The sequence below is a fragment of the Protofrankia symbiont of Coriaria ruscifolia genome (assembly GCF_900634745.1).
In the GTDB taxonomy this organism is placed as follows: Bacteria; Actinomycetota; Actinomycetes; order Frankiales; family Frankiaceae; genus Protofrankia; species Protofrankia californiensis.
The window spans coordinates 1-26693 of record NZ_CAAAFR010000151.1 but is presented as its reverse complement, the minus strand read 5'-3'; the positions used below and the strand labels follow the sequence as shown (position 1 = coordinate 26693).

Genomic DNA, 26693 nt, shown 5'->3' with positions numbered 1-26693 from the left:
GAGTGGGGTACAGTGGCGCGCAGTGGGGGACGGACGCACTGCCAGGCCAGCCAGGGTGGGGTTTGAACGGCCATGAACCTCTCGGGCACGGGCGAGGAGGCTGCCGATGTTCCTCGGCAGCCACACGCCACGGCTCGACGACAAAGGTCGGCTCACACTGCCGGCGAAGTTCCGCGAGGAGTTGGAAGGGGGGCTTGTGATCACCAAGGGGCAGGAACGCTGTCTCTACGTGTTCCCCATGGTTGAGTTCACCCGGATCAGCGAGTCCCTCCGAACCGCGCCTGTTACGGCAAAAGCTCTACGGGATTACAGCCGTGTCTTCTTTTCCTCGGCTTCGGACGACGTTCCCGACCGGCAGGGCAGGATCACCATCCCATCCCCTCTGCGGGCGTATGCGGAACTGACGCGGGACTGCGTCGTCAACGGCGCGAACACCCGGATGGAGATCTGGGACGCGTCCCGCTGGGACGCCTATCTGGCAAGCCAGGAGGAGAACTTCGCCGCGCTTTCCGAGGAGGTGCTGCCCGGCGTCATCTGAGCGTCATACGAGGTGGATACACCCGGTCGGAAGCGGCGACCACCGTCGAACGTTTCGGCGTACTGCCGCAGCCTTGCCGAAACCCGGGGCACAGGCGTGCGCCGAGGTCTCCCCCCGCTCCATACCGGACGCCACTTCCCCGGTGTCCGGTGGCGTGAGCGGGGCGGGACCTGGGCACATGCCGAGCCCGCGGGGTCGGTTGTGAAGCCGGGCTGGCTCCGGCGCACGCAGTCCCACGCCTCCACACCCGGCAGCGTCCGTTCTTCGCATCTGTTCACGTCATCTGTACGTCATCTGTACGTGTACACCGCGGCTTCCGCAAGACGCAATCATGCGTAAACCGAATCTTCCTCCCGCCGCGAGGTCCACGAACCGTTCGAGGAGGTCGAGGTGGACATCATCCACACCCCCGTCCTCTCTGATCGTGTCGTCGCCCTGCTGGCGCCGGCACTGCTCGAGCCCGGGGCGGTGCTGGTCGATGCCACCGTGGGCCTCGCCGGTCATGCCAGCGCGTTACTCGACCTCTGCCCGGCGGCCCGCCTGATCGGTCTCGACCGTGATCAACAGGCACTCGAGCACAGCCGCGCGCGGCTGGCCGACCGCGCCGGCCGGGTCACGCTGGCGCATGCCGTGTACGACCAGCTCCCCTCCGTCCTGGACACGCTCGGCCTGACCAAGGTGCACGGCGTGCTGTTCGACCTCGGAGTGTCCTCGCTGCAGATCGATTCCGACGAACGGGGATTCAGCTACTCACGGGACGCCCCGCTGGACATGCGGATGGACCCGAGCCGGGGCCGTACCGCCGCGGACGTCGTGAACACCTACGACGCCGACGAACTCGCCCGGATCCTCCGCCGCTACGGAGAAGAACGGTTCGCGCGCCGGATCGCCTCGGCCGTGGTCGCCGAACGCGCCCGTGAACCGTTCGTGTCCTCGGCGCGACTGGCCGATCTCGTCCGCCGGACCATCCCAGCTGCAACCCGTCGTAACGGTGGAAATCCAGCAAAACGTACATTTCAGGCGCTAAGGATCGAGGTGAACGGCGAACTCGAGGCGCTCGCCCAGGCTCTGCCGGCGGCCCTCGACGCGCTCACCGTCGGGGGGAGGCTCGTTGTGCTTGCTTACCACTCGCTTGAGGACCGCATGGTCAAGCGGGCGTTCGCGGCGCGGGTACGCCCTGACGTGCCGCCGGACCTGCCGGTGATCCCACCGGATGCCGCGCCGACGATGCGCTGGCTCACCCGCGGTGGGGAGACGCCGTCCCCGGACGAGGTGGCAGCAAACCCGCGGGCCTCCGCGGCGAGGCTGCGCGCTGTCGAGCGGATAGCCGTGACAGCCGGAGGTGCGGCATGAGCGCTCCGGCCCCCCTGCTTGCACGGCAGTCCCGGACCAGGACGAAGCCCGCGGCGCCAGCCGCGCAGACCGCCCGTGCGCCGTACCGGACAGCCCGCGCCGATCGTTACGGCCGCGCGGCGTCGGCTGCGGCATACGGCACGGTGTCCGCTTCGGCGTCCGCCCGGGGGCAGGCCGATACGGCCATCCCGATCCCGTCCCTGGGCGGGCGCGCCGGTGGGATGGCCGCTGCCGCGTCGGTCCTGGACAGCCCGCGCCGGCGGGTGGACGAGCCGCGCTGGTCGTCCGCGCCGTCGCCGTTGCGGGTCGGCCCGCCCCCTGCCCGCGGCCACGCTCCCCGCGCACCCTTCGTCATCCTGTTGTTGCTGCTCATGGGCGGCGGCCTCATGTGCCTCCTGCTGCTCAACACAGCACTTGCGCAGAGCGCGTTCAAGGTCCACGACCTGCGCCAGACCTCGTCCGATCTCCTGGACGAGGAACAGGCGCTGTCCATGCGGCTGGACAGGCTGTCCGCCCCGGCCACCCTCGCAGCCAGAGCAGCCCAGCTCGGCATGGTCCCCGGCGGCATCCCGCAGTACCTGCCGGCCGGAACCCCGATCCCACCCGGTGCCAGTGTGATCGGTACGGATTCCTCCTCCGGCGTCGTCACCGTTGTGGTGCCACCGCCGGGACGGACGGCCGCCGGTTCGGTGGCCGCCGGTGGCGTACCGGCCGGAGGCACGCCTACCAGTGGCGCTTCGGCCGCAGGCGGGTCACCGGCCGGAGGCGCTCGGTGAGCTCCACGCTGCACCGTGGGTCGCTGCGTAACCGGTTACGGTCACGTACGGTATCCGGTCCTGCTCGTCGTGGCGCCGCGGACCGGTGGTACGAGGGTGACCGCGGCGGGTTCGCCCCCGGCTACGCCGATCCGGACGGCTACCGTTCCACAGCGGCCGCCAGCGCCTCCCGTACCGCCCATGGGGAGGCTTACGGGGACACTGACCACGGAGACGGCGGTCCCAGCTGGGACGAGTACGTATACGACACGGACGGTTACCAACCGGACCATGGCCGGGTGGACAGGCAGCAGCGGGGCCGGCCGTCGAATCCGCGCCGAGTCCGCCGACCCGCCCCCAGGGGTTATCAGGCGGGCACGTCACGGACCCGGGCGGGCAGGCCGGGCACCACCGCGGTCCGTCCGCCGTCACCGCGTACCGCCGCGACCCGTCCGCCCATGCGCCTGGGCAGCCCGCGCCGCAGACTGCGGGTCTCCGTCGTCGTCCTCTGCGCGCTGCTGGTCGTGCTCGCCGGCCGGCTGACCCAGCTGCAGGCGTTCCAGGCGTCCACCTACGCCGAACGCGCCGAGCAGCAGCGACTGCGCACGGTGGCGTTGCTGGCGCCCCGTGGTGTCATCACCGACCGTAGTGGGGCGACGCTGGCGCAGGACGTCGAGGCGCGCGCGGTGTACGCCGACCCGCACAACGTCACCGACGCCCGCGCCGTCGCGAACGCCCTCGCGCCGCTGCTGGACGTGCCCGCCGACACTCTGATACCGAAACTCGCAGGCGGCGGACGTTTCGCCTACCTGGCCCGTGGCCTGGACCCGGCCGTGGGCAAGACGGTGACCGACCTGGGACTGCCCGGCATCGGCGTCCTGGAAGAACGCCGGCGTCTGTACCCTTCCGGCGCACTCGCGTCCAACGTCGTCGGATTCACCACGATCGGTGACAGCGATGTGATCGTCGGCGGCGGTGGTGTCGAGAGTGCCTACGACCGACTGCTGCGCGGGACGGACGGCCTCCGCCGGGTCGAGGTCGATCCGGCCGGGCGGATGATCCCGTCGGCGGCGAGCCGGGAATCCGACCCGGTACCGGGATCGAGCGTACGGCTCACCCTCGACCGTGACATCCAGTGGGCCGCGCAGCAGGCACTGGCCGAAGCCGTGCGCACGACCCAGGCTGACGGCGGCAGCGTCGTGGTGATGGTCCCGGGCACCGGGGACATCCTCGCGATGGCGGACGCGCCCGGCTACGACCCCAACAAGGTCGGTACCGCCGATCCGGGCACCCTGAAGAACCGCGCCACCCAGGACGTGTACGAGCCGGGGAGCGTCAACAAGGTCATCACCATGGCCGCGGCGATCGACCGCGGCCTGATCTCGGCGGAGACCCCCGTGACGGTACCGCCGAACATGCGGATCGCGGGCCGGACCTTCACCGACGCCGAGCCGCACGGGGTCGAGCACCTCACCGCGGCCGGGGTGCTGGCGGTGTCCAGCAACCTCGGGACGATCCAGATCGCGCGCAAGCTGGGTTCGGCCGGCCTGGAAAGCGCGCTGCGCGACTTCGGCCTCGGTACCAGGACCGCACTGCGCTTTCCGGGCGAAAGCGCCGGCATCCTGAGGCCCGCGTCGGAGTGGGATTCCCAGCAGGCGGCCACGATCTCCTACGGGCAGGGGATGTCCGCGACCGCGATCCAGATGGCCGCGGTCTACGCCACCATCGCCAACGGGGGCGTGCGGGTCGCGCCCCGTCTGGTGGACAGCACCGTCTCCCCGGACGGGACCGTGCACACCACACCGCGCCAGCCCGGCATCCGGGTGATCAGTGAGGCCACCGCGGCCACGGTCTCGCGGATGTTGGAGTCCGTGGCCACGGACTCGGGAACCGCACCGCTGGCAGCCATCGACGGATACCGGGTGGCGGGCAAGACCGGAACGGCGCAGCGCGTGGGTCCCTCGGGTCGCTACGACGGCTACGTCGCCTCGTTCGTGGGTTTCGCCCCGGCCGACCAGCCCAGGGCGATCGTCGAGGTGGTGCTGGACAACCCCCGCGACGGCCACTACGGCGGGACGGTCGCCGCACCGGTGTTCCAACGGGTAATGACCTTCGCGCTGGCGACACTGGGCGTGGCCCCACCCGGCACGAGTGCGCCGAAGCTCGTCCTCGATCTGGACGCCGACCGTTGACCTGCCGCGGGTCCCGTGACCCGGCGCAGGTCCCGGCGGGCCGGCTACTAATGTCGTTGGCGTGACCTCACCGGTGTTGCGTCCGGTTGCCCCGCTCGCACGGGCGCTCACCGAGCTGACCGCCGGATACCACGGTCTTGCGGTGACCGGCGGCTCCGGCGAGGGGGTGGTCGTCCGCGGGATCACCCACGACTCGCGTGCGGTGCGCCCTGGTGACCTGTACGCGGCCCTGCCCGGTGCGCACGTGCACGGGGCCGCCTTCGTCGAGCAGGCGGTCACGGCCGGCGCGGTGGCCGTGCTGACCGACCGGGCCGGCGCCGAACGCGTCGCGGCGGCCACGACCGCGGGCGGGGGCGTCCCGGTGCTCCTGGCCGCGGACCCGCGGGCATCGCTGGGACCGATCGCCTCCCGGGTGTACGGCGCCCCGTCGGCAGCCCTGAAAGTGCTGGGGGTCACCGGCACCAACGGTAAGACGACGGTGGCTTATCTGCTGGAGGCGGGGCTGCGCGCCGCGGGGCACACGACCGGGCTGGTCGGGACGGTGCAGACCCGGCTGGCCGGTGCCGCGATCCCCTCGGTACGCACCACCCCGGAAGCCACCGACCTGCAGGCGCTACTCGCGGTCATGGTCGAGCGTGGGGTGACCGCGGCGGCGATGGAGGTCTCCAGCCACGCCATCGCCCTGCACCGGGTGGGCGGGATCCGCTTCGCCGGGGCGGCCTTCACCAACCTCAGCCAGGACCACCTCGACTTCCACCCGTCGATGGAGGACTACTTCGCCGCCAAGGCCGCTCTGTTCACCCCCGAGCGGACCGGGGTGTCCGTCATCGACACCGACACATTGTGGGGATGCCGGCTCGCCGCCGCCGTCCCGGATGCGATCACCTGCGGGATGGACGCCGATGCGCACTGGCGCGCCGTCGACGTCGCCGCCGGCCCCACCGGGACCACCTTCGGCGCGCTCGGCCCGCACGGTCAGGACGTCCGGGTGCGCATTGCGCTACCCGGAGCCTTCAACGTCGGCAACGCCCTGGTGGCGCTGGCGCTGCTGGTGGCAACCGGTGTCCCCGCACAGGTCGCGGCAGCCGGTCTGGCGAGTCTTCCCGGCGTACCGGGCAGGATGGAACGGGTCGACGCCGGCCAGCCGTTTCTCGGCCTGGTCGACTACGCCCACACACCGGACGCGGTGGAGACGCTGCTACGCACCGTGCGGCCGCTGGTGGCCGGCCGCGTGATCGTGGTGCTCGGCTGTGGCGGCGACCGTGATCGGGGCAAACGCCCGCTGATGGGTGCTGCCGCCGCCGCCGGCGCCGATCTTTCGATCTTCACCAGTGACAACCCCCGGTCGGAGGATCCGGAAGTGATCATTGCCCAGATGTGTACCGGCGTGCGGACGTTGCCCGTCGGCGCTCGCGGCGGCGTCATGGTGGAGCCGGACCGCGCCGCGGCGATCCGCCTCGCCGTGAGTTTTGCCCGGCCCGAGGACGCGGTCGTGCTGGCCGGCAAGGGACACGAGACCGGTCAGGAGCACGGGGGCACGGTGACGCCCTTCGACGATCGTGACGTGTTGCGGGTGGAGCTGGCCGGGCGGCGTCCCGCGTCATGGCAAAGCCCGGCATGAGGGGCGTCCGCCGGTGATAACGCTGACCCTGCACGAGGTCGCCGTGGCCTGCGGTGGCCGACTGGAGGCCGTAAGCGACCCTGACGCTGCGGTGACCAGCGTTGTCATCGACTCGCGCCAGGTCACCGCCGGTGCGCTGTTCGTCGCTGTGGCCGGAGCCCGGGTCGACGGCCACGACTTTGCCGCGGACGCGGTGAGCGCCGGCGCGACCGCGGTGCTCGCGGCCCGGCCGGTGGGCGTACCGGCGGTGCTGGTCCCCGACCCCGCCGCGGCGCTGGCCGCGCTCGCCGCCGAGGTGCGCAGCCGGTCGGCGGCGACCGTGGTCGCGGTGACCGGCTCGGCGGGCAAGACCACCACCAAGGATCTCCTCGCCGACCTGCTGGGCGAGCTCGGGCCGACTGTTGCCGCCGCCGGTTCGTTCAACAACGAGATCGGCCTGCCGCTGACCGTCCTTCGCATCGAACCGGCCACCAGATTTGCCGTGCTGGAGATGGGTGCCCGCGGGTCCGGCCACGTCGCCGCCCTGTGCGCGTTGGCCCGGCCGCAGATCGGGGTCGTGTTGAACGTCGGCTCGGCGCATGTCGGCCAGTACGCCGACGGGCGGGCCGGTATCGCCCGGGCCAAGGGCGAACTGGCCGAGGCCGCGTCCGCGGCCGTCGTCCTCAACGCTGACGACCCGCTGGTCGCGGGGATGGCCACCCGCGCCCGTGGCGAGGTGATCACGATCGGTGGGAGTACCCGAGCGGACGTGCAGGCGCACGGTGTGCGGGTCGACGACAACGGCTCGGCCCGCTTCGAGCTGGTGGCCGGCGGCGAGCGGCATCCGGTCTCGTTGAACCTCGTCGGCGAACACCAGGTCGGCAGCGCGCTGGCTGCCGCCGCGGTCGCGATCCGGCTCGGGCTCCCGCCCGCGCGGACGGCCGCCGCGCTGTCGCGGGCACGGGCGCGCAGCCGCTGGCGGATGGAGGTGACGGTGACCGGCAACGGCGTCACCGTCGTCAACGACGCCTACAACGCCAACCCCGAGTCCATGCGGGCCGCGCTGAAGACCCTGGCCGACATGAGCCGGGGCCGGCGGGCCTGGGCGGTTCTCGGCGGTATGGAGGAGCTCGGCGCGAGCGCCGACGACGAGCACGAGGCCCTCGGCCGGCTCGTCGTCCGCCTCGGTGTGGAGCAGTTGGTGGCGATCGGCGCGCAGGCACGCCGGATACACCTCGGGGCGTCGCTGGAGGGTTCGTGGTCAGGGGAGTCGGTGTGGGTCGCTGACGTCGAGCAGGCGTGCAAACTGCTGCGGGAGCGGTTGGCACCGGGTGACGTGGTGCTGGTCAAGGCATCCCGCGCATTCGGGCTGGAGCGGGTCGCGAGCGAGTTGACGTCGGGCGCCGTGCCCGGCGAGTGGGGTGCGCACGGGTGAGAGGTGTACTGGTCGCTGCGCTGGTCGCCCTTGTGGTGTCGCTGCTGGGGACGCCATCGGTGATCCGGCTGTTCCGCCGGCAGGGCTATGGTCAGGAGATCCGTGAGGACGGGCCGTCCAGCCACCTCACCAAGCGGGGCACGCCCACCATGGGTGGGACGGTCATCATCCTCGCGGCGCTGGCCGGGTACTTCGTCGCGCACGTCGTCACGATGAAGGGTTTCACCGCCTCGGGGCTGCTCGTCCTGATGGTCATGACCGGTCTCGGTGTGGTCGGCTTCCTCGACGACTACATCAAGATTCGTAAGCAGCGCAGCCTCGGGCTCACGGCCCGGACCAAGTTCGCCGGCCAGGCCGCGGTGGCGCTGGCGTTCGGGCTGCTGGCCGTCCGGTTCAAAAACGCCGACGGACTGCTGCCGGGGTCGACGTTCGTCTCGATCGTCCGGGACACCGACATCTCGATCGGTCTGGTCGGCTTCCCGCTGCTGGCCTGGATAATCATTGCGGCGACGTCGAACGCGGTGAACCTCACCGACGGGCTGGACGGGCTGGCCGCCGGCACCTCGGCGATGGTGTTCGGCGCCTATGTGGTGATCTCCTTCTGGCAGTTCGGCAACCTGTGCGAGCCCGGGGCAGGTGGTGCCGGGTGCTACCTCGTCCGTGACCCGCTGGACGTCGCGCTGGTAGCGGCCTCGGCCATGGGCGCCTGTTTCGGCTTCCTGTGGTGGAATGCCAGCCCTGCGAAGATATTCATGGGTGACACCGGTTCCCTCGCCCTCGGCGGCGCGTTCGCGAGCATCGCCATCGTCAGCCGGACGGAGCTGCTGTTGTTCGTCCTCGGCGGGTTGTTCGTCGTCGAGACGCTGTCGGTGATCCTGCAGGTCGCCTTTTTCAAGGCCACCCGGAAGCGAATCTTCAACATGGCGCCGATCCATCATCACTTCGAGCTGGCGGAGTGGCCCGAGACCACGGTCATCATCCGCTTCTGGATCGTCTCCGGGCTGGCCGTGGCGTTCGGACTCGGCCTGTTCTACGCGGAGTTCCTCTCCCATGGCGGTTCCTGACGACTTGCGGACATTATGCATATCCAGCGGCTACCCGTGGTCGTCCCGGCGAATGGCCGTCCCGGTAAATGCTGCCACACGTCCAGCGTATCCTCGATGTGCGCACGGCGGTTCGGCGAGTCAGGACGGGCGGTATGCGACATTGACAATCGATGACAAGCCGACCGGCAACAGGCCAGCTGGCGGGGAAATGGCCGTCGGCGTGATGAATTCGCAGGTCCGGCGAACCGAGTCGGGTCTGGAGGTACTGCGCTGGTCCGGTTTCGACGACCGTCGGGTGGACGTTTTCGTCACCACTCGTCATGGTGGTGTGTCGTCGGGAGGCTACGCGTCGCTCAACCTGAGTCTGCGCGTCGGGGACGACGACACCGCCGTGCTGGAGAATCGAATGACGGTGGCGAAGGCTCTCGACGCAGCCCCTGACGACTTCGTCTTCTGCCAGCAGACACACGGATCGGGCGTGGCCACCGTGACCGGCGAGCACCGCGGCCGCGGCGCTTTTTCGGCAGCGGAGGCGATAGCACAGACCGACGCGCTCGTGACCACGGTCCCCGGGGTCGTTCTCGCCATCCTCGCGGCCGACTGCCTCCCACTCGTCCTGCACGATCCCGTGGCCGGGGTGCTCGCCTGCGTGCACGCCGGTTGGCGTGGAACAGCGCGTGGCGTCACTCCGGCGGCGCTCGCCGAGATGCGGCGGTTGGGTGCTGACCCGGCGAATGTCGTCGCCGCTGTCGGGCCGGGTATCCACCCGGACGACTACCAGGTCGGCGTGGATGTCGTCGACGCCTTCCGGTCGGTGTTCGGCGGGCAGGCCGATACGCTGATCCGGTCTGTCGATGGCGGGAAGTGGACGGTCGATCTGGGGCGCGCCAACGTCACGCAGCTGCTTGCGGCGGGTGTGAGAGAGAACAATATGCACGTCACCGGCCTTGGCACCGGCCCGGGCACGCCGTTTTTCAGCCACCGCGCCGAGAACCCGTGCGGCCGGTTCGCCGCTGTGGCCCGCCTGCGTGGAAAGGATCTCCCGTGAGGGTGTCACCTCGGCGTGGTGAGAGCTTCCGATACGTCGGCTACGACATCGACGCCTCCCGCAACCGGCTCGTGTGCCGCTACCGGCTCGACGGGCGGGAGTTCCGCGAGGAGGTGACGTTCCCCGGCGGTGGTGCCTGGGACGAGCCGGCGGTCGCCGAGGCGGCGCGGCTGGTGTTCCTGTTGGCCGCGGTCTCCTATTACAAGTCGGCTGCCCCGCCGGTCGTCGACCTCGGCGACACCGCGGTGACGGACGTCGAACGCGTCTTCCTGCGCGAGTTCTATCTGGACGGTCTGGGCGAGTTCGCCTACCGCAACAATCTCGACCTTTCCGACCTGCGGATCGTGGGTTCCCGGTTGGCGCGGACGGCACCGGTGGCCTTCAGCCCGCAGGACGGCCGGCCGCTGGTGCCCTTCGGCGGTGGGGTGGACTCCATCGTCACCGCGGAGCTCCTCCGGCCGCTGGCGAAGGATCCGGCGCTGTTCGTGGTGAACCGGCCCGGGGACCGTTTCGACGCCATCGAACGGCCCGCCGGTGTCACGGGTTTTCCGGTCGTCCGGGCAGAGCGGCTCATCGACCCCCAGCTGCTGCGCTCAGGAGAACTCGGCTTTCTCAACGGGCATGTTCCGGTCACTGGAATTCTCTCGGCGATCGCACTCATGGCCGCTGCGCTGGACGGCCGGGACGCCGTGGTGATGTCCAACGAATGGTCGGCGTCCGTGGGAACCGTCGAGGTCGACGGCCGGTCCATCAATCATCAGTATTCCAAGGGCGAGGCGTTCGAGAACTCCCTGCGCTCGGTGCTGGCGGAAACACTGGCCGGCCGGCCGGATTACTTCTCGCTGTTGCGCCCGTTCACCGAGCTGTGGATCGCGCGACGGTTCGCCGCGTATCCCCAGTATTTCGACCATTTTCGCAGCTGTAACCGGGCCTTTCACCTCGATCCGGCGCGGCGTCTGGACCGGTGGTGCGGCCGGTGCGACAAATGCTGCTTCATCGACCTGATCCTCGCTCCGTTCCTCGACGAGCCGACGCTGCGGCGGGTGTTCGACGGCCGCGAGCCCCTGGCCGATCCGGCGCTGGTGGGCCGCTTCCAGGCGCTGCTGGGCCTTTCGTCCGAGAACAAGCCGTGGGAATGCGTCGGCGACGTCACCGAATGTCGTGTCGCGACCCTGCTGGCCGCCCCACGCCGCGACCGGGCCGGTTCGGCCGTACTGGCCGCGCTCGGTCCCCTGTCCGGGGAGCCCACGCCCGAGGAGCTGCTCACACCGCATGGCCGCCACTTCGTTCCGGACCGGTATGCGCCCGACGATCTCCTGGTCTGACCTGCGTGGCCGCACGGTCGGTCTCTACGGCCTGGGCCGCGAGGGCGAGGCCAACCTGCGGGCCTGCCTCGCCCTCGCGCTCGACCCGGTGCTCGTCGACGACGCTCCAACCCGTACCTATGTCGAGGGCAGGCCGCTGTTGGCGACCGTATCCGGCGGACTTGACGCCCTCACTCGTTGTGATGTTGTTGTCAAGGCGCCGGGGATCTCGCGGTACGGCCGGACCGTGCGCAGCCTGGAACAGCGCGGTATCCCGGTGGTGGGCGGTGTGGGCCTGTGGCTCGCCGAGGCAGACCGGTCGAAGGTGCTGTGCGTGACCGGGACCAAGGGCAAGAGCACGACCTCGGCCGTTGCCGGGCACCTGCTGACCCGGCTCGGCTACCGATGCCTGGTCGCGGGCAACATCGGTGTGCCGCCGTACGATCCGCGGGTCGGCGCCGAATACGACTTCTGGGTCGTGGAGGTGTCCAGCTACCAGGCGACCGACCTGGGGTGTTCCCCGCCGGTGGTCGCGCTCACCTCCCTGCATCCCGATCATCTGCCGTGGCACGACGGTGATCTCGAGACGTACTACCGCGACAAGCTGTCCGCCTGCTCGCAGCCCGGCGCCGAGCTGACCGTCGCCAACGGCGACAGCGACCTGATCCGCGCCCGCCGGCACCTGCTGGGCCCCCGAGTGCGCTGGGTGCACGACGGCGACGGGGCCGGTGACTGGACCGGGCGGCTGGGCCTTCTCGGTGCCCACAACCGGCGCAACGCGGCAATCGCCAGGGCCTGCCTGGTGGCCCTCGGCGTGCCCGAGGCGGAGGACGACGACAAGCTGCGGGCCGCCGCGGAGGGCTTCGCCGGTCTGGACAGCAGGCTGAAGATGATCGGGTCGGTGGACGGGGTCAGCTTCGTCGACGACAGCCTGTCGACGAACGTCCTGCCGACGCTCGCGGCCGTCGAGGCATTCGGCGACCGCCGGATCGCCCTCATCGTCGGTGGTCACAGCCGCGGCATCGACTACCGTCCACTGGCTGTCGGTCTGCGCGCACGCACCCTGGACACGCTGCTGGTCACGGTCCCCGACAACGGCCCGGACATCCGTCGTCAGGTCAGCGAGGCCGGTGCCGGGGCACACGTGACCGCGGTGGACGCGCCCGACCTCACCGCCGCTGTCGTCGAGAGCTATCACTGGGCGAAACCCGACGGTGTCGTCCTGCTGTCGCCGGCGGCGCCGAGCTTCGGACGCTTCCGTGACTACAGCGAGCGCGGCGCCGCCTTCGCTCTCGCCATGCAGGACTGTCGAACCCGCTGACACCACGAGCCCGACATCTGCGGTCGTACCGGTACGACACCGGTACGACACCGGTACGGCGGGGGTTCGGGCGGTCAGGGCGCGTCCGGTAGCAGGACGTTCGGGTTGAGGATGCCGGCGGGGTCGAGAGCCTGCTTGATGCGGCGGAACGCCGCGATCTCGCTGGGCGAGCGGTTCAGTGGTAGCCAACGGCGTTTCGCGGTGCCGATCCCGTGCTCCGTGCTGATGCTGCCGCCGTTGTCGGCGACGAGCCCGAACACGGCGTCCTCGACCCGCCGATCCTCGGCCTCTCCGCCGGTGCCGGTGACGTTGACATGCACGTTGCCCTCGGCAACGTGACCGAACAGCCAGGTCCTCGCCTCGGGGGCGATCCCCGTGACGGTGGCCGGGACCATCTCGACGAACGAGGGCAGGACGGCCAGCGGCAAGGTGACGTCCATCTTCACGGGCGTGCCGAAGGTGCTGATCGATTCGGTGTGGCGTTCCCGGTAGGCCCACAGGGCGCGGCAGCCGCGTGCGTCGCCCGCCAGTGACGCGTCCTGTACTCCCGGCAGACCGGCAACGGCGTCCGCCAGCGTTTCCAGGACGGTGGCTCGACCGGCCGAGCCGGTACCGGCGATACCTCTGCCGGCGATACCTCTGCCGGCGATACCTCTACCGGAGATGTTCCTGCCGGCGGTGCCGCTGCCCGGGATGCCCCCGACAGCGGTGCCGCTGCCCACCGCGTATGCGCCGGTCTTGTCCGCGATCTCGACAAGGAGATATGCGGTGTGCCTTCCCCGCAGTGGCCGGGAGAGGTGGCATGCGCGTATCACCAGGTCCAGGCCGGGGGAGAGCATGAACTCGGCCGCCGCGAGCGCGGGCAGGCCGTTGCGCAGCAGGGATGCCGCGGTGACGGCCTGTTCCACCGAGGCGAAGCCGAGCAGGCCGACCGCCCGCGCCCGGGTGGCCGGTACCAGCCGGACCCGCACCGCCGTGACGACGCCGAGAGTCCCTTCGCTGCCCGCGAGCAGGGACGGCAGGTGGTAGCCGGTGTTGTCCCTGGGGAGGCCGGCAAGGTGGGAGATGATGCTGCCGTCACCCACAACGGCCTCCACGCCGAGCAACTGGGCTCTGGTGTCCCCGTGTTGCAGGACCCGCAGACCCCCGGCGTTCGTCGCGACGGTACCGCCGACCGTGGCGCTGTCCCGGCTCGCGAGGTCCACGCCGTACGCAAGGCCGGCGGTGGAGGCCGCAGCGTGCAGGGCACTGACCAGTACTCCCGCGCCGACGGTGGCCTGCGCGGCCGCCGTGTCGACCGACAGGGTGTCGGTGAGCCCACGCAGGCTCAGCACGATCTCCCCGCGGGTCGGGACACCGCCACCGACGAGCCCGGTGTTGCCGCCCTGGGGTACCAGCGGGGTTTCGTGCCTTGCGCAGATCTCGACGGCCGCTGCCACCCCGGCGGTGTTCGCCGGCCGGACCACGGCGGCCGTCCGCCCGACGAAGCGCCCGGTCCAGTCCCCGACATAGCCGGCCATGATGTCGGGGTCGGTCAGCAAGCGCGTGTCGCCTATCGCATCACGCAGTGTTTCCAGTACGTGGTCTCGGGCCATGGTTCAGGCTCTTCCTCGTGATCTCTTTGTCGTAGCCGGCGTGGCGGCAGGATGAGCCGGCAGGTTTGGCCGGACAACACGTACCACTGTTGTGATGATCTGCTACTTCGCATACATGGGCGACTCCGCAAGGTTGATTTTTTGATCGGCGTGTACAGCGGTCTGCCAGTTGGTGCCCGACACGCCATCGACGGTCGGTGTCGAAAAGGCCGCCGGCATGGACTATTCGGTGGGAAGGGCGTAACCGTGCTCCGTACCGGGCCGCGTCCGTCCTGGTGATCCGGGGATTCAGGGGCAGCGAGAGCGAGAGGACGTGCTGGGGCGTGGTGTCGGGGTGAGCGGTGGGACCGGTCTGATCACAACAAGCCTGCCCCAGGCCGGTGTTTCCCGACCGGGCGGACGCGGTGGTGACGACACCCGGGTGCCCGTGCTGGCCCGGCCGCTTGCGTCCTACTACCTTCTGCTGTTTTCTGCCGGTCTGCTGTTGCTGCTTGGTCTGATCATGGTGCTTTCCGCCTCCAGCGTGCGTGCCTTCGAGGAGCTGGGTTCCCCGTATGCGGTGTTCGCCCGCCAGGCGACCTGGGTGGGCATCGGGATGCCCCTGCTGGTGCTGAGCAGCCGCCTGCCGGTACGGGTGTTTCGGCTGTTGGCCTACCCCACAATGATTGTTTCCTTGGTGTTGCTGTTGGTCGTGTTGACGCCGCAGTTCGGCAAGTCGCTCAACGGCGCCCGGCGGTGGATCGAGCTCGGGCCGTACACACTGCAGCCCAGCGAGATCGCAAAGCTCGCTCTCGTGCTGTGGGGTGCCGATCTGCTGGTGCGCAAACGCAAGCTGCTGGGGGAGTGGAAGCACCTGCTGGTTCCACTCGTTCCCGGTGCCCTCCTGATCTCTGTGTTGATCATGCTTGAGCCGGACATGGGCACGACGATCGTGGTGCTCACGATCCTGCTCACCCTGTTGTGGGTGGTCGGGACGCCACTGCGGGTGTTCGCTGTGATCAACGGAGTGATCCTGCTGGTCGGAACCGTACTGGCCGTCAGAGAGCCTTACCGGTTGGAGCGGTTGCTGTCCTATCGTGATCCCTTTGCGGACGCCCATGACACCGGCTTCCAGGCGGTGCAAGGCCTGTACGCGCTGGCCTCGGGGGGCTGGTGGGGGGAGGGGCTCGGAGCCTCCCGGGAGAAGTGGCCCGGGCTGCTTCCCAACGCCCACACCGACTTCATCCTCGCCATCATCGGCGAGGAACTGGGTCTTCTCGGCACGCTGGTCGTCGTCATGCTCTTCGCCGTTCTCGGGTTCGCCGGCATCCGGGTCGCCCACCGCAGCACCGACCCATTCATCCAGCTCGCCGCCGCGGCGGCCACCGGATGGATCATCGGCCAGGCGCTGGTCAACATGGGAGCCGTGGTGGGTCTTCTCCCGATCACCGGCATCCCCCTGCCGTTGGTCTCCTTCGGAGGCTCCGCGCTGATCCCGACGATGCTCACGGTGGGCATGCTGCTGTCGTTCGCCCGCAACGAACCGGCGGCCGCCGCGCTGATCAGTTCTCGGGGGGCGGCCCGGCGCGGCGCGCGGGACCGTGAGGCTGCGGACGGTCACCGAGGGCACCGTAGCGGGCGTGATGTGAGCCGAACGCCTTGACGCGTCGACGGTCAGTGGGAAAAGTGGTTCACATGTCAATCGGAATGCGCCTGATCCGGCGCCGCTGCGTCGACTTCGCTCGCAGCAGCAGTTGTCTGTGTCGTTAGAGCCTGGCGCGTTCGTTCTTCCGATCATCTTTCGTGAGTGAGTCCCCGATGACGAGCGCCCGGTGACAGGGCGTTCGATCGGCCTGGCTTTTTCCCACTCGTGAGTGCGGATGCCGTTCCTTTGGATGGCGCCTCCGACGGTCGCCGTCCCCGCTGGCCATCCGGCATCGGGATCATCTTTTCTGGTGCACCGCCGGAGGCCGTGGAAAGGACAGGTTGGCCGAAGGCGGCCCGATGATCTTTTGGTGCGCCGGCGGAGGCCCGGAAAAGGACAGGTAGCCCTATGACGTCCCAGAGCATGGCGCCGTTGGAACTGCATGCCGACGTGGTCATCGTCGGTGGCGGACTGGCCGGTACATGGGCGGCCCTGGCCGCTGCCCGTCAGGGCGGCGTGGTCGTGCTGGCGGAAAAAGGCTACTGCGGGACGAGCGGGGTGACGGCGACCGCCGGTGTGGGCCACTGGTGGGTGCCGCCGGACCGGCAGGCTCGAGCCGAAGCGTTACGGGAACGCCAGGCCAGGGCCTTCGGCCTGGGCGAGGAAAGCTGGATGAGCCGTATTCTCTCCCAGACCTGGGAGCTGCTGCCCACCATCGGCGGGGCGTTTCGCTTTCCCACGGACGACGACGGAGTCACCCAGTATCGGACGGTGCGGGGCCCGGAGTACCTGCGGGCCATGCGTCGGCTGGTCAAGCGCGCGGGGGTGCGCATCCTCGATCAGAGCCCTGTGCTCGAGCTGCTTGTCCATGTCGACGGCTCGGTGGCGGGCGTCCGCGGTGTGCAGCGGCAGGCCGGTGTGGACTACCAGGTCAATGCCGGCGCGGTCGTGCTGTCGACCGGCGGGTGCGGTTTTGCCTCTCGGTTACTCGGCTCGCAGAACAACACCGGGGACGGATCTTTGATGGCGGTCGAGGCGGGGGCCGAGCTGTCCGGTATGGAGTTCTCCAGCTATTACACGCTGTCTCCGGCGTGGTCGACGATGACCCGGTCGATGTCCTATCTGTTCGGTACCTATTTCGACGCCGACGGTAACGAAATTATCTCGGATGGGCCGCTGCGCCCTGAGATTCTGGCCCGGGCGATGCTGGCCGGCCCCGTCTACACCCGGCTTGACCGCGCTCCGGAACGCATCCAGCGGCAGATGCCGAGAGTGCAGCCCAACTTCATGCTTCCGTTCGACCGGAAGGGGATCAATCCGTACACCGACCTGTTCGAGGTCACCCTGCGCTGTGAGGGGACGATCCGCGGCACAGGGGGCCTGCGGATCGTCGACGATGACTGCTCGACCACGGTGCCGGGGCTGTTCGCCGCCGGTGACGCGGCCACCCGGGAGCTGGTGGCGGGCGCCACGTCCGGAGGCGGCGCTCAGAACTCCGCGTGGGCGCTGTCGTCGGGGACCTGGGCGGGCCGGGCGGCCGTCGCCTACGCGCGCCGGGCCGTTCGTGGCACCGGCACACCGGCCGTGGCAGCGGGCGGCGCGGGGCTGCGGCCCCGGCGGGAGGCCCGACCGGTGGACACCCGGGCGGTGGTCGCCACCGTCCAGGCCGAGATGCATCCCTACGACAAGAACATGTTCCGCTCCGCCGACCGGCTGCGCGCGTCCCTGTCCGAGCTGGACGCGGCCTGGGACGAGGTGAGCGGGCACCTGAGGGCAACCGGCGTGGACGCGGTACGGGCGCGGGAGGCCGCGGCGCTCGTGGCCTCGGCCCGGTGGTCCTACACCGCGGCGCTCGCCCGCGAGGAGAGCCGGGGCATGCACCAGCGCGTGGACACCCCCGCGACCGACGACAGCTTCACCCACCGCATCCTCGTGGGGGGTCTGGACCGGATCTGGATCTCCCCGGAGCGCGGATCCGGATCAACAGATCTCGCCGATCTCGCCGATGCCACCGAAGGGATCGCATCATGATCGAAGTCCTGCTCGCCGACCGGTGCACCAAGTGCAACATCTGCGTCCGGGTCTGCCCGACCAACGTCTTCGACGCCGTGGCCGGCGAGGTACCGGTGATCGCACGTCAGGAGGACTGCCAGACCTGCTTCATGTGCGAGATCTACTGCCCGGTGGACGCCCTGTTCGTCGACCCGGACTGTGACGGTCCGGTCGAGGTCTCCCCAGCCGAGATCGCCGCAACCGACTGGCCCGGTCAGTATCGCCGCGACTCCGGTTGGGGCCGGTGGCGCCATGTTCACCACAACGAGAGCTGGCGGATGGGGACGATCTTCGCCGAGGCGTTCGAGATTCTCGGCATCCCCCGCCCGCCGTCCTTCCCGCCGGATACACAAAAGGCCGCGCCCCCCGCGGTGCCGGACACGGACTCGGTGCCGGACACAGAGCAGGTATGGGACGCGCAGTAGACCCGGGATCCGGAGTAGACGCGGATCCGGAGCAGGCACGGAGTCCGGGGCAGAGGCGGGACGCGGGGCGCGTGCGGCGGGCAGCGGGGACAGCGGGGAGAATATGGCTATGAGCGACGACGAGTCGGTCGAGGCGATCCTTCCGGGACCGGTTCGGCTCGCCCGCCGGATGGGTGAGGTCGGGACGTGGGTGATGCGCGACCCACTGCGGCTCGGCGAGGTCGCCGACGTCATCTCGCTGGCCGGTGGGCTGCCCGCCGGGGAGACCCTGCCCGCCGTGGAGATCGGTGAGGCCGTGACTCAGGTGGTGACGTCGAGGCAGGCGGTGACCGCCCTGCAGTATTCCTCCGCCGAAGGGCTCCCCGAGCTGCGTGCCTGGATAGCCGACCGGGCCTCGGTGGACCGCGGGCGGCCGGTCGACCCCGGTCAGGTCGTGGTGACCGCGGGTGGGCTACAGGGGCTTGACGTGATTGCCCGCGTCCTGCTCGACCCGGGTGATCTCGTCGCCGTCGAGGAACCGGTGTTCCCCGGTTCGCTGCACTGCCTGGAGATGTACCAGCCGGAGTTCCTCGCGGTTCCCGTGGACGACGACGGGATGGATGTCAGCGCGCTCGCCGAGCGGCTGGCCGGTGGCCTGCGTCCCAAACTCGTCTACACGGTCGCGACCTTCCACAACCCGACCGGAGTCACGCTCTCCGCTTCCCGGCGGCGGGAGCTCGCCGACCTGGCCGAGCGCTTCGAGTTCATGGTGGTCGAGGACGAGCCGTACACGGCGCTGCGTTTCCGCGGTGACCCGTTACATCCGGTCGCGGCCTACAGCGACAATGTGATCACCATCGGATCGTTCTCCAAGACGCTGGGCCCGGGTCTGCGGGCCGGTTGGGTGGTTGTCCCGCCCGCGTTCGCCGGTGCGGTGGGCCGCGCCAAGCGCTGGTCGGACCTGCACACTTCGACCCTGCTGCAGTACACCCTGGTCACGCTCCTGGGCCGGGACGGCTGGTTCGACGCCCACCTGGCCCGGCTACCGGCCGTCTACGGGCAGCGTTGCACGGCGCTGCGGGACGCCGTGGCCAGGTACCTGCCCGGTGTCCTGGAGGTCAACGACCCGGCCGGCGGGTTGTTCGTCTGGGGGCGTGTCGTCGCGGGGCTGTCCGCGGACGACCTGCTCGACGCCGCGATCCGCGCTGGGGTCAGCTACGTCTGCGGCCCGCAGTTCGCCGTGCACAACCCGGATCCCGCGACGCTGCGGATGTCGTTCGCGGGTAACTCCCCGCAACGCCTCGAGCTTGCCGCGCGCCGCCTGGCCGATGCCGCGACGACCGTACTCGGACGGTGACTCCGAGCGCGCGAACGGGGTGATGATCGCACGTTCTCCGGCCAGGACGACTGGCCAGGACAGGTCTCGGTAACCCCAGAAGGCTTTCAGCAACCTACGAAAGGCTCTCAGTAGCCGAGAGTGGGATCGACGAGCCCGATCAGTGGCTGCCCGGCCCGATAGCGCAGCAGGTTCTCGCGGAACCGCCGGGCAATGGCCTGCTCCAGGCGTGGGGCCCAGCCCGAGACGTGCGGGCTGATCCGTACCCGGGGGTGGTCGAACAGCCAGTGGCCGGCCGGCAGGGGATCCGGAACGGTCACGTCGAGGCTGGCCGCCCGGACCCGCCCGTCGTCAAGGGCGGGCCGCAGCGCATCCTGGTCGACGAGGGTGCCGCGGGCGATGTTCAGCAGGTGCACGCCGGGCTTCACCTGGCGCAATGTGGTCTCGTTGATGATGTGGCGGGTTTCGGGTGTGGCTGCGGCGCTGAGCAGCACGGCGTCACTGACCGACAGCAGGCTTGCGAGATCGGGTAGCAGCCGGACGCCGTCCACCGGAGTCGGCCTGTCCCGCCGCCGTACCGCTACCACGTCGACTTCGAGTGCGAGCGTCCGCCGGGCCACCGCCTGCCCGATCTCCCCGAGCCCGACGATTCCCAACGTCGAACCGGCGAGCAGACCGCCCACAGGCGGCCGGGCATACGTGACCGGTGCACTGATCCAGGGATCACGCCTGGCTTCGGTGAGCAGCGCGGTCACCACCCACTCGCTGATCTGCGTGGCGTGCAGGCCGCGGGAGCACGTCACGGTGGGTGCTGACAGCAGCCAGGACGGGTAGCTGTCGATCCCGGCGGAGACGGTGTGTACCCACTCGACACCGGTGAACCAGGCCGGCGGCTGTTCGGTCTGCAGGCCTGGGCCGGCCAACAGGATCTGCGGCCGGCGTACCGGATCCCCCTCCACGGGAATATCGACGATCTCGATGTCGGGTTCGTCCCCGAGCACGTCGTCAAGGGCCCGCCGGATGGCGGTGCCCCACTGCGGGGACAGCTGGATTCCGAGTACCAGATCCTGCGGACCAGCCTGTACCGGTACCTCGGCCTGGTGTGCGGCCGGCGCGCTCACGCTCATCATGTGATCCCTTCACCCGTCCGGGCGACCGGCGCACGGATCCGGGCACGGCGGACATGGTTGTAGTGCACCACCATTTCGGACGTGATGTCCACAGCCGACCAGATCGGTAGACAAAGTTGAAATATCCCGTTGACATGTCTCTTCCCACCGGGTCAGGGCCGGGGGCGCACGGCGCTGTCATCCAGGCTGACCTGCGCATCTGTACTGAACCTGTACATGCGGGTACGCCACCGCGTCCTGATCCGGCGGGCCGTCCCGCTGGCAGGGCTTGTAGTGATCCGGGGGAATCCGGTAGCCGTATAATCGGCGGGTGTCGCCGTTGACGGCGGGGCGGCCGCGGCCGGTGGTGGTACCCGGGGAGTGATCCACGACCGAGATGTGCCATCGTCGTGGGCGATGCTGAGGAGTGTGGTACTCGCCGGCGGTGGCACGGCGGGTCATGTCGAACCGGCGCTGGCCGTCGCGGACGCCCTGCGGGCCGCTGATCCACGGATGCGTCTGACCCTGTTGGGGACGGAGTCCGGGCTGGAGGCCAGGCTGGTGCCCGCTCGTGGGTACGAGCTTGCGACGGTGCCGAAGGTGCCGCTGCCACGCCGGCCCACGCCGTCCCTGCTCACTGTTCCCGGCCGGCTCGCCGGGGCGGTCAGCCAGGCGTCGGCGACGCTCGCCCGGGTGCGTGCGGACGTGGTTGTGGGTTTCGGCGGGTACGTGTCCGTCCCCGCCTACCTGGCCGCGCGCCGGGCGGGCATCCCGATCGTCGTGCACGAGGCGAACCCGCTGCCGGGTGTCGCCAACCGGATCGGCGCCCGGTTCACCTCTTATGTCGCGGTGTCCTATCCGAACACGCCGCTGCGTGGCGGGCAGCTCACCGGCATCCCGCTGCGCCCGGAGATCCTGCGCCTGGACCGCTCCCCGGCGGCGGCGCGGGCCGCGCGGGCCGGCTACGACCTTGATCCCGACCGGGTGACACTGCTGGTCTTCGGCGGGTCCCAGGGCGCCCGGCGGCTCAACGACGTGATCAGCTCGGTAGCCAGGGAGATCACGGCGAGCGGGGTCCAGGTCCTGCACGCGGCCGGGCCCAAGAACGCCGACACGGTGCTCGCGGCACTGCCGGCGGATCTGGCCGCGCCCTACGTCGTGCGGCCGTATCTGGACCACATGGCGTCGGCCTACGCGGCCGCGGACATGGCGCTGTGCCGCTCCGGCGCGATGACCTGCGCGGAGCTTGCCGCGGTGGGCCTGCCCGCCGTCTACGTCCCGCTCCCGCACGGCAACGGCGAGCAGCGGCGTAACGCCCTGCCGACCGTGGAGGCCGGCGGTGGTCTCATGGTCGACGACGCCGACCTGTCCGCGCAGTGGGTCAGTGCGGAGCTGCTGCCCGTGCTGACCTCCGCCGAGCGGCTGGCGAAGATGTCGGCGGCCTGCGCCGGTTCCGGGCATCTCGACGCCGTGAACATGATCGTCTCGATGATCCGGGAGGCCGCGGCGTCCCGCCGGCGGCAACCGGCGCGCCACGCGGCCCGCTGAGACTCCGTCCCGGACGGAGGATGGGGCAAGATGTCACTGTGACAGCTCCGGCTCTACCGGATGAGTTCGACCGCGTCCACCTCGTCGGGATCGGCGGCGCCGGCATGAGCGGGTTGGCGCGGCTGCTGGTGCGGCGCGGCGCGTCCGTGTCCGGAAGCGACGCCAGGGACACCCGCCGGCTGGCCGCGCTGCGGGCGCTCGGCGCTGTGGTGACCATCGGTCACGATCCGGCCCATCTCGGGGACGCCCGTACCCTGATCTTCTCCCAAGCGATCCCGGACGGAAACCCCGAGGTCGAGGAGGCGAGAAGGCGCGGCCTGCATGTCGTCTCCCGATCCGCCGCGCTCGCGGCGCTGATGCGGGGTTCGCGTGGGCTGGCCGTCGCCGGGACTCACGGGAAGACGACGACCGCCCTGATGGCCACCGTCGCGCTGCAGGCATGCGGCGCCGACCCGTCGTTCGCGATCGGAAGTGACATCAACGAGGCCGGCTCCAACGCGCATGCCGGAACCGGCGAGATCTTCGTCGCCGAGGCGGACGAGAGCGACGGCGGATTCCTGCTCCTGGAGCCGTCCGGTGCGATCGTCACCAATGTCGAAGCCGACCATCTCGACTACTACCGCCGGCCCGAGGACGTCGAGATCGCGTTCTCGCGGTTCGTCGACGGGGTCGACCCGAACGGTTTCGTGGTGGCCTGCGTGGACGATCCGGGCGCCGTCCGGCTCGTCGCCGCATTGCGGGAACGGGAACGCGACGGCGGGAAGGTACCGCGAGTCACCACCTACGGCGAGTCGGTGGACGCCCACGTCCGGGTGGAGCTGCCGATGGTCTCCGCCGCCGGCTCGACCTGTGAGGTGGTCGTCCGCGGGCGGCGCCTGGGTGAGCTGAGCCTGCGGGTGCCCGGCCGGCACAACCTGCGCAACGCCGCCGGGGCGCTCGCCGCCGGGCTGGAGCTCGGCCTGCCCGCCGCCGGCCTGCTGGAGGGGCTGGCCGGGTTTGCCGGTGCCCGCCGCCGCTTCGAGACCAAGGGCACCGCGGGCGGCGTCCGGGTGATCGACGACTACGCCAACCACCCGACCAAACTCGTCTCCGTGCTGCGGACCGCGCGTGACATCGCCGACGGCGGCAGCGTGGTGGTGGCGTTCCAGCCGCACCTCTACAGCCGGACGGCGGCCTTCGCCGCCGAGTTCGGCGTCGCCCTGGGCCTCGCCGACGCGGTCGTGGTCATGGACGTGTTCGGCGCGGGGGAGCAGCAGATCCCCGGGATCAGCGGTGCGGCCATCGCCTCGCGGGTGCCCCTGGCGGCCGACCGGGTCGTCTATGAGCCGTCCTGGTCGGCCGCGGCGGACCGGGTCGCGGCGTTCACCCGTCCGGGTGACCTGGTGCTGACGGTCGGTGCGGGCGACGTGACGCTCCTCGGCGGCGAGCTGCTGCGCGTCCTCGCCGAACGCGCCTCCCGCGCCAACTGACCCCTGCCGACTGATCCGCCCTGACCGACTGCGCCGAACCGGCCCCGTTCCCACCGACCGCGTCAGCGGACCGTTCCTACTGGCCGCGTCAGCGGACCGTCCCGGCTGGCCGCGCCGGACCGGCCGAACCGATCGGTCCGGCCGGTCCGGCGCGCACTGGGACGTCAGCCGCGTGGAAGCCTGGCCGGAGCGTGGTGTTCACTGCGTGTCGTGACCGGTGAGAACTCTCAGCACGTCCGCTTCCTGGGGATCGCGGGGTCGGGCCTGTCCGCGCTCGCCCACGTCCACCTCGCCCGCCGCGGGGTGGTCAGCGGCAGCGACGCGCAGGACGCCCCCCGCCTGGAGGTCCTGCGCGCCGCCGGTGCCCGCGTGCGGGTGGGGACCGTCACCGACCCGGCCGTGCTGGACGCGGAACTCGACGGCGTGGACGTCGTCGTCGCATCCAGCGCGTTTCCCGACGATCATCCTGAGCTCCTCGCCGCCCGCCGTCGCGGCATCCCGATCCGCCGTCGCAGCGAGTGGCTGCCCGAGCTGACCGCCGACTACGATCTTGTCGCGGTGGCGGGCTCGCACGGCAAGACCAGCACGTCGGCGATGCTCGCCCTGGTGCTGCGGGCCGCGGGTGTGGACCCGACCGCGGTGATCGGCGCCGAGGTGGCGCAGCTCGGCGGCAACGCGCTGGTCGGAGCCGGACGGGTGTTCGTCCTGGAGGCCGACGAGTACGGCGGGGCGTTCGCCAACCTCGACCCCGCGCTCGCCGTCATCACCAACGTCGAGTGGGAGCATCCCGACCTCTTCCCCGACGAGGCGTCCGTGCGGCGCGCCTTCACCGCGTTTGCCGCCCGGGTCCGGCCCGGTGGGACGCTCGTGGTGTGCGGTGACGATCCCGGCGTCCAGGCGGTGCTCGCGGCGTTGCCGGCCGCGCAGGCGCACGGGCATGAGGACGGGTGTGGACACGAGCGTGTGAGGATCGTCGACTACGGGCTGGAACCGGGCCGGGCATGGCAGGCGGTGGACCTGCGCGGCACCCCAGGCGGGGGCCTGCGGGCGACCGTGCGCCACGACGGCGACGACGTCGGGACGCTCACGGTCGCGCTCCCGGGCGTCCACACCGTCCTCAACGCGCTAGCGGCGCTCGCGGTCGCCACCGAGCTGGGCCTTGCGGTGTCGCAGACCCTGGTGACGCTCGCGACCTTCACGGGTGCTGACCGCCGGTTCACGCTGGTCGGCACGGCCGCGCAGACCGACCGCCGGGGCCCGCTGGAGGTGGTGGACGACTACGCCCATCATCCGACCGAGATCCGCGCCACGCTGGCCGCGGCCCGCCAGCGGGCCGGTTCGCGCAGCGTGTGGGTGGCCGTGCAGCCGCACACCTTCAGCCGGCTGGCGGCCCTCATGGACGACTTCGCCGACGCGTTCGCCGACGCCGACCGGGTGTACGTCACCGACATCTACGCCGCCCGCGAGCACGACACCCTCGGCCTGCACGCCGGCGACCTGGCCAAGAAGATCTCCGTGCCCGAGGCTACCCACTACGTGCCCTGGGACGAGCTGACCGGCCGGCTCGCCACCGACCTCTCGGCGAGCCGGCCGACCGCGCCGGACGGCGTCCTGCTGCTGACCCTCGGCGCTGGAACGATCACCGAGATCGGCCCGCGCCTGCTCGCGGCGCTCTAGCGATCACCTGATCGCCTGGTCGTCAGGGACCTGGTCGCGGGCCTTCTGGTCGCCAGGAGCCTGCTTACCAGGAGCCCGGTTGCCAGGAGGCCGCTGAACAACGGCGTCCGATCAGCTGGCCGGGCCATCCGGTCGCTCAGGCCCGGACATGATCATATCGGGCTCATGCCTGCCTCATGTTGGTTGGCCGTTGGCGGGCGATGCAGACGCGGGCCGGGGCTGCAGCGTCATGAAGTCCGAGACGCCGATGGCGCCGAGCACGGGCCGGACCGCGGCAGGCACTCGGCGCCGGCTCTCGTCGTGGACGATGTGCGGCGAGCCGAGATCCTCCCGGTGGCCCCGGTGTTCCAGTTCACAGCCCCCGGCGGCCATCACGTTCCTGACCCAGTCCGAGTCGGCTCCATAGGTCAGCGCGACGACATAACCGTCTTCGGCTGTGAACACGTTGACAGGGGTCCGGTAGTCGCGGCCCGACCGGCGTCCCTTGTGCACGATGACGCCGAAACCCGGCACACGTGTCGCGGCGGGACCTGTGACGCGGTTGGTGGCCCGGCGGTTGGCCGAGGCGATCCATTTGGGCAGGGGCATGTGGCGGCCTCCTCAAGAGTGACTGTCGTACCCCGCATATCGCCTGTCGTACCCTGCCGAGCAACGGTCAGATCTCGATTCGGGAGGCCGATCGTCGGACTGGGCAGTCGCCGTGCGGGTATCCGGCGGGGTTCCACGGCCGCCATGCCCATCCGGAGCCCATCCGGAGCCCATCCGGACGGGTGACCAGCGCACGTCCCCGACCCGTGGGCCGGGAGGCTGCAGCCAGCCTGCCGAGAAAGGCCGTCGAGGCCACGTGACCAGATGATCGCCGGATGATCAGAAGTAGGACGGGCAGGACGGTACGCCGGGGACGGGCTCGTTCTGCCCGCCCTGGGACACCGCGGTCGCCGGCAGATATCCCCAGGCGGCGGTGTATCCATGAGTGTTGGAGCGCCCGTCGTCGGCCTGGGTGTACAGCCACCAGGTGTTGGTGTTGCCCTGGATGACGGGGTTCGAGCGGCCCTGGTACTGGCACATCACCCACACGTTCGTGGCCGCGGCCATGTATCCGCTGTCGTCGAGAGCCTCCGACGCCTGGTTGGAGCGGACGTTGGCGTAGACGGCCGAGCCCGTGTAGGTACCGCAGTAGTAGCGGGTCGAGAAGGTCCGTCCGGCGTAGTCGGTGGTCGTCTCGCTGCGCGCCGAGCAGCCGTCGACGGGGGCCGGTTGCGGCGGGGGTCGAACGGAAGACGGAGG

Annotated in this window: 20 protein-coding genes and 1 pseudogene; 17 read left to right on the top strand and 4 right to left on the bottom strand. The window is 70.4% G+C overall.

Annotation, left to right across the window (positions count from 1 at the left end; translation table 11 throughout):
• Nucleotides 1-106 precede the first annotated feature (106 nt).
• From mraZ to murD, 10 genes are all read left to right on the top strand, one after another.
• On the top strand, nucleotides 107-538 hold the full coding sequence (gene mraZ / locus CV1CTNOD_RS16545) for a division/cell wall cluster transcriptional repressor MraZ (protein WP_131786953.1): 432 nt from the start codon (nucleotides 107-109) through the stop codon (nucleotides 536-538).
• A 399-nt stretch (nucleotides 539-937) separates the two neighbouring features.
• Nucleotides 938-1891, top strand: coding sequence for a 16S rRNA (cytosine(1402)-N(4))-methyltransferase RsmH (gene rsmH, locus CV1CTNOD_RS16540; RefSeq protein ID WP_207386495.1), 954 nt, complete (start codon nucleotides 938-940; stop codon nucleotides 1889-1891).
• The gene (locus tag CV1CTNOD_RS16535; RefSeq protein WP_131786951.1) at nucleotides 1888-2667 is read left to right on the top strand and encodes a hypothetical protein; all 780 of its coding nucleotides are present in this window, start codon (nucleotides 1888-1890) and stop codon (nucleotides 2665-2667) included. The genes rsmH and CV1CTNOD_RS16535 overlap by 4 nt, the downstream gene beginning before the upstream one ends.
• Complete coding sequence (locus CV1CTNOD_RS16530; RefSeq protein WP_242606759.1) at nucleotides 2664-4838, top strand: peptidoglycan D,D-transpeptidase FtsI family protein; 2175 nt, start codon at nucleotides 2664-2666, stop codon at nucleotides 4836-4838. The genes CV1CTNOD_RS16535 and CV1CTNOD_RS16530 overlap by 4 nt, the downstream gene beginning before the upstream one ends.
• Nucleotides 4839-4899: 61 nt before the next feature.
• On the top strand, nucleotides 4900-6459 hold the full coding sequence (locus tag CV1CTNOD_RS16525) for a UDP-N-acetylmuramoyl-L-alanyl-D-glutamate--2,6-diaminopimelate ligase (protein WP_131786950.1): 1560 nt from the start codon (nucleotides 4900-4902) through the stop codon (nucleotides 6457-6459).
• 13 nt (nucleotides 6460-6472) lie between these two features.
• The gene (locus CV1CTNOD_RS16520) at nucleotides 6473-7873 is read left to right on the top strand and encodes a UDP-N-acetylmuramoyl-tripeptide--D-alanyl-D-alanine ligase (protein ID WP_131786949.1); all 1401 of its coding nucleotides are present in this window, start codon (nucleotides 6473-6475) and stop codon (nucleotides 7871-7873) included.
• Nucleotides 7870-8937 (top strand): phospho-N-acetylmuramoyl-pentapeptide-transferase, encoded by a 1068-nt coding sequence (gene mraY, locus CV1CTNOD_RS16515; RefSeq protein ID WP_131767810.1) that lies wholly within the window; start codon nucleotides 7870-7872, stop codon nucleotides 8935-8937. Before CV1CTNOD_RS16520 ends, mraY begins: the two co-directional genes overlap by 4 nt.
• A 142-nt stretch (nucleotides 8938-9079) precedes the next feature.
• Entirely contained in the window at nucleotides 9080-9967 is an 888-nt protein-coding gene (gene pgeF, locus CV1CTNOD_RS16510) for a peptidoglycan editing factor PgeF (protein WP_207386494.1), read from the top strand.
• The gene (locus CV1CTNOD_RS16505; RefSeq protein ID WP_131786947.1) at nucleotides 9964-11292 is read left to right on the top strand and encodes an endonuclease domain-containing protein; all 1329 of its coding nucleotides are present in this window, start codon (nucleotides 9964-9966) and stop codon (nucleotides 11290-11292) included. The genes pgeF and CV1CTNOD_RS16505 overlap by 4 nt, the downstream gene beginning before the upstream one ends.
• On the top strand, nucleotides 11240-12592 hold the full coding sequence (gene murD / locus CV1CTNOD_RS16500) for a UDP-N-acetylmuramoyl-L-alanine--D-glutamate ligase (protein ID WP_131786946.1): 1353 nt from the start codon (nucleotides 11240-11242) through the stop codon (nucleotides 12590-12592). Before CV1CTNOD_RS16505 ends, murD begins: the two co-directional genes overlap by 53 nt.
• A 74-nt stretch (nucleotides 12593-12666) precedes the next feature.
• Here the strand turns inward: murD and CV1CTNOD_RS16495 are convergent, their stop codons facing one another.
• A complete protein-coding gene (locus CV1CTNOD_RS16495) occupies nucleotides 12667-14187 on the bottom strand; it encodes an FAD-binding oxidoreductase (protein WP_131786945.1) in 1521 nt (506 codons plus the stop codon).
• A gap of 313 nt (nucleotides 14188-14500) precedes the next feature.
• On the opposite strand from CV1CTNOD_RS16495, the gene ftsW reads away from it, so the two are divergent.
• The 4 genes from ftsW (at nucleotide 14501) to CV1CTNOD_RS16475 (ending at nucleotide 19624) form a co-directional block, all read left to right on the top strand.
• On the top strand, nucleotides 14501-15829 hold the full coding sequence (gene ftsW, locus CV1CTNOD_RS16490) for a putative lipid II flippase FtsW (RefSeq protein ID WP_242606758.1): 1329 nt from the start codon (nucleotides 14501-14503) through the stop codon (nucleotides 15827-15829).
• 390 nt (nucleotides 15830-16219) lie between these two features.
• Entirely contained in the window at nucleotides 16220-17842 is a 1623-nt protein-coding gene (locus CV1CTNOD_RS16485; protein ID WP_131786944.1) for an FAD-dependent oxidoreductase, read from the top strand.
• Nucleotides 17839-18288 carry a 4Fe-4S dicluster domain-containing protein gene (locus CV1CTNOD_RS16480; RefSeq protein ID WP_131786943.1) on the top strand — a complete coding sequence of 150 codons (450 nt, stop codon included), beginning with the start codon at nucleotides 17839-17841 and terminating at the stop codon, nucleotides 18286-18288. The genes CV1CTNOD_RS16485 and CV1CTNOD_RS16480 overlap by 4 nt, the downstream gene beginning before the upstream one ends.
• 109 nt (nucleotides 18289-18397) lie before the next feature.
• A complete protein-coding gene (locus tag CV1CTNOD_RS16475; RefSeq protein ID WP_165485566.1) occupies nucleotides 18398-19624 on the top strand; it encodes a PLP-dependent aminotransferase family protein in 1227 nt (408 codons plus the stop codon).
• Nucleotides 19625-19731: 107 nt separating this feature from the next.
• Here CV1CTNOD_RS16475 and CV1CTNOD_RS16470 read toward each other — a convergent pair whose 3' ends face one another.
• The gene (locus CV1CTNOD_RS16470; protein WP_165485565.1) at nucleotides 19732-20730 is read right to left on the bottom strand and encodes an NAD(P)-dependent oxidoreductase; all 999 of its coding nucleotides are present in this window, start codon (nucleotides 20728-20730) and stop codon (nucleotides 19732-19734) included.
• A gap of 399 nt (nucleotides 20731-21129) precedes the next feature.
• On the opposite strand from CV1CTNOD_RS16470, the gene murG reads away from it, so the two are divergent.
• From murG to murC (CV1CTNOD_RS16455), 3 genes are all read left to right on the top strand, one after another.
• Nucleotides 21130-22260 (top strand): undecaprenyldiphospho-muramoylpentapeptide beta-N-acetylglucosaminyltransferase, encoded by a 1131-nt coding sequence (gene murG / locus CV1CTNOD_RS16465; protein WP_131786940.1) that lies wholly within the window; start codon nucleotides 21130-21132, stop codon nucleotides 22258-22260.
• 20 nt (nucleotides 22261-22280) lie between these two features.
• The gene (murC, locus tag CV1CTNOD_RS16460) at nucleotides 22281-23729 is read left to right on the top strand and encodes a UDP-N-acetylmuramate--L-alanine ligase (RefSeq protein ID WP_131786939.1); all 1449 of its coding nucleotides are present in this window, start codon (nucleotides 22281-22283) and stop codon (nucleotides 23727-23729) included.
• Nucleotides 23730-23939: 210 nt separating this feature from the next.
• On the top strand, nucleotides 23940-25406 hold the full coding sequence (gene murC / locus CV1CTNOD_RS16455; protein WP_131786938.1) for a UDP-N-acetylmuramate--L-alanine ligase: 1467 nt from the start codon (nucleotides 23940-23942) through the stop codon (nucleotides 25404-25406).
• Between the two features lie 174 nt (nucleotides 25407-25580).
• Here murC (CV1CTNOD_RS16455) and CV1CTNOD_RS16450 read toward each other — a convergent pair whose 3' ends face one another.
• A complete protein-coding gene (locus CV1CTNOD_RS16450) occupies nucleotides 25581-25994 on the bottom strand; it encodes a nitroreductase family deazaflavin-dependent oxidoreductase (protein WP_131786937.1) in 414 nt (137 codons plus the stop codon).
• Nucleotides 25995-26273: 279 nt separating this feature from the next.
• Nucleotides 26274-26693: pseudogene (locus CV1CTNOD_RS24840) on the bottom strand (serine/threonine-protein kinase); the annotation flags it as partial.

Excerpts from the sequence above, each read along its gene's own strand:
- CV1CTNOD_RS16480 (WP_131786943.1), top strand. The coding sequence starts at position 17,839 with ATGATCGAAGTCCTGCTCGCCGACCGGTGCACCAAGTGCAACATCTGC.
- CV1CTNOD_RS16535 (WP_131786951.1), top strand. The coding sequence starts at position 1,888 with ATGAGCGCTCCGGCCCCCCTGCTTGCACGGCAGTCCCGGACCAGGACG.
- mraZ (WP_131786953.1), top strand. The coding sequence starts at position 107 with ATGTTCCTCGGCAGCCACACGCCACGGCTCGACGACAAAGGTCGGCTC.
- CV1CTNOD_RS16495 (WP_131786945.1), bottom strand. The coding sequence starts at position 14,187 with ATGGCCCGAGACCACGTACTGGAAACACTGCGTGATGCGATAGGCGAC.
- murG (WP_131786940.1), top strand. The coding sequence starts at position 21,130 with ATGCTGAGGAGTGTGGTACTCGCCGGCGGTGGCACGGCGGGTCATGTC.
- murD (WP_131786946.1), top strand. The coding sequence starts at position 11,240 with ATGGCCGCCACTTCGTTCCGGACCGGTATGCGCCCGACGATCTCCTGG.
- CV1CTNOD_RS16470 (WP_165485565.1), bottom strand. The coding sequence starts at position 20,730 with ATGAGCGTGAGCGCGCCGGCCGCACACCAGGCCGAGGTACCGGTACAG.
- CV1CTNOD_RS16450 (WP_131786937.1), bottom strand. The coding sequence starts at position 25,994 with ATGCCCCTGCCCAAATGGATCGCCTCGGCCAACCGCCGGGCCACCAAC.
- CV1CTNOD_RS16485 (WP_131786944.1), top strand. The coding sequence starts at position 16,220 with ATGACGTCCCAGAGCATGGCGCCGTTGGAACTGCATGCCGACGTGGTC.
- murC (WP_131786939.1), top strand. The coding sequence starts at position 22,281 with ATGGGGCAAGATGTCACTGTGACAGCTCCGGCTCTACCGGATGAGTTC.
- CV1CTNOD_RS16475 (WP_165485566.1), top strand. The coding sequence starts at position 18,398 with ATGAGCGACGACGAGTCGGTCGAGGCGATCCTTCCGGGACCGGTTCGG.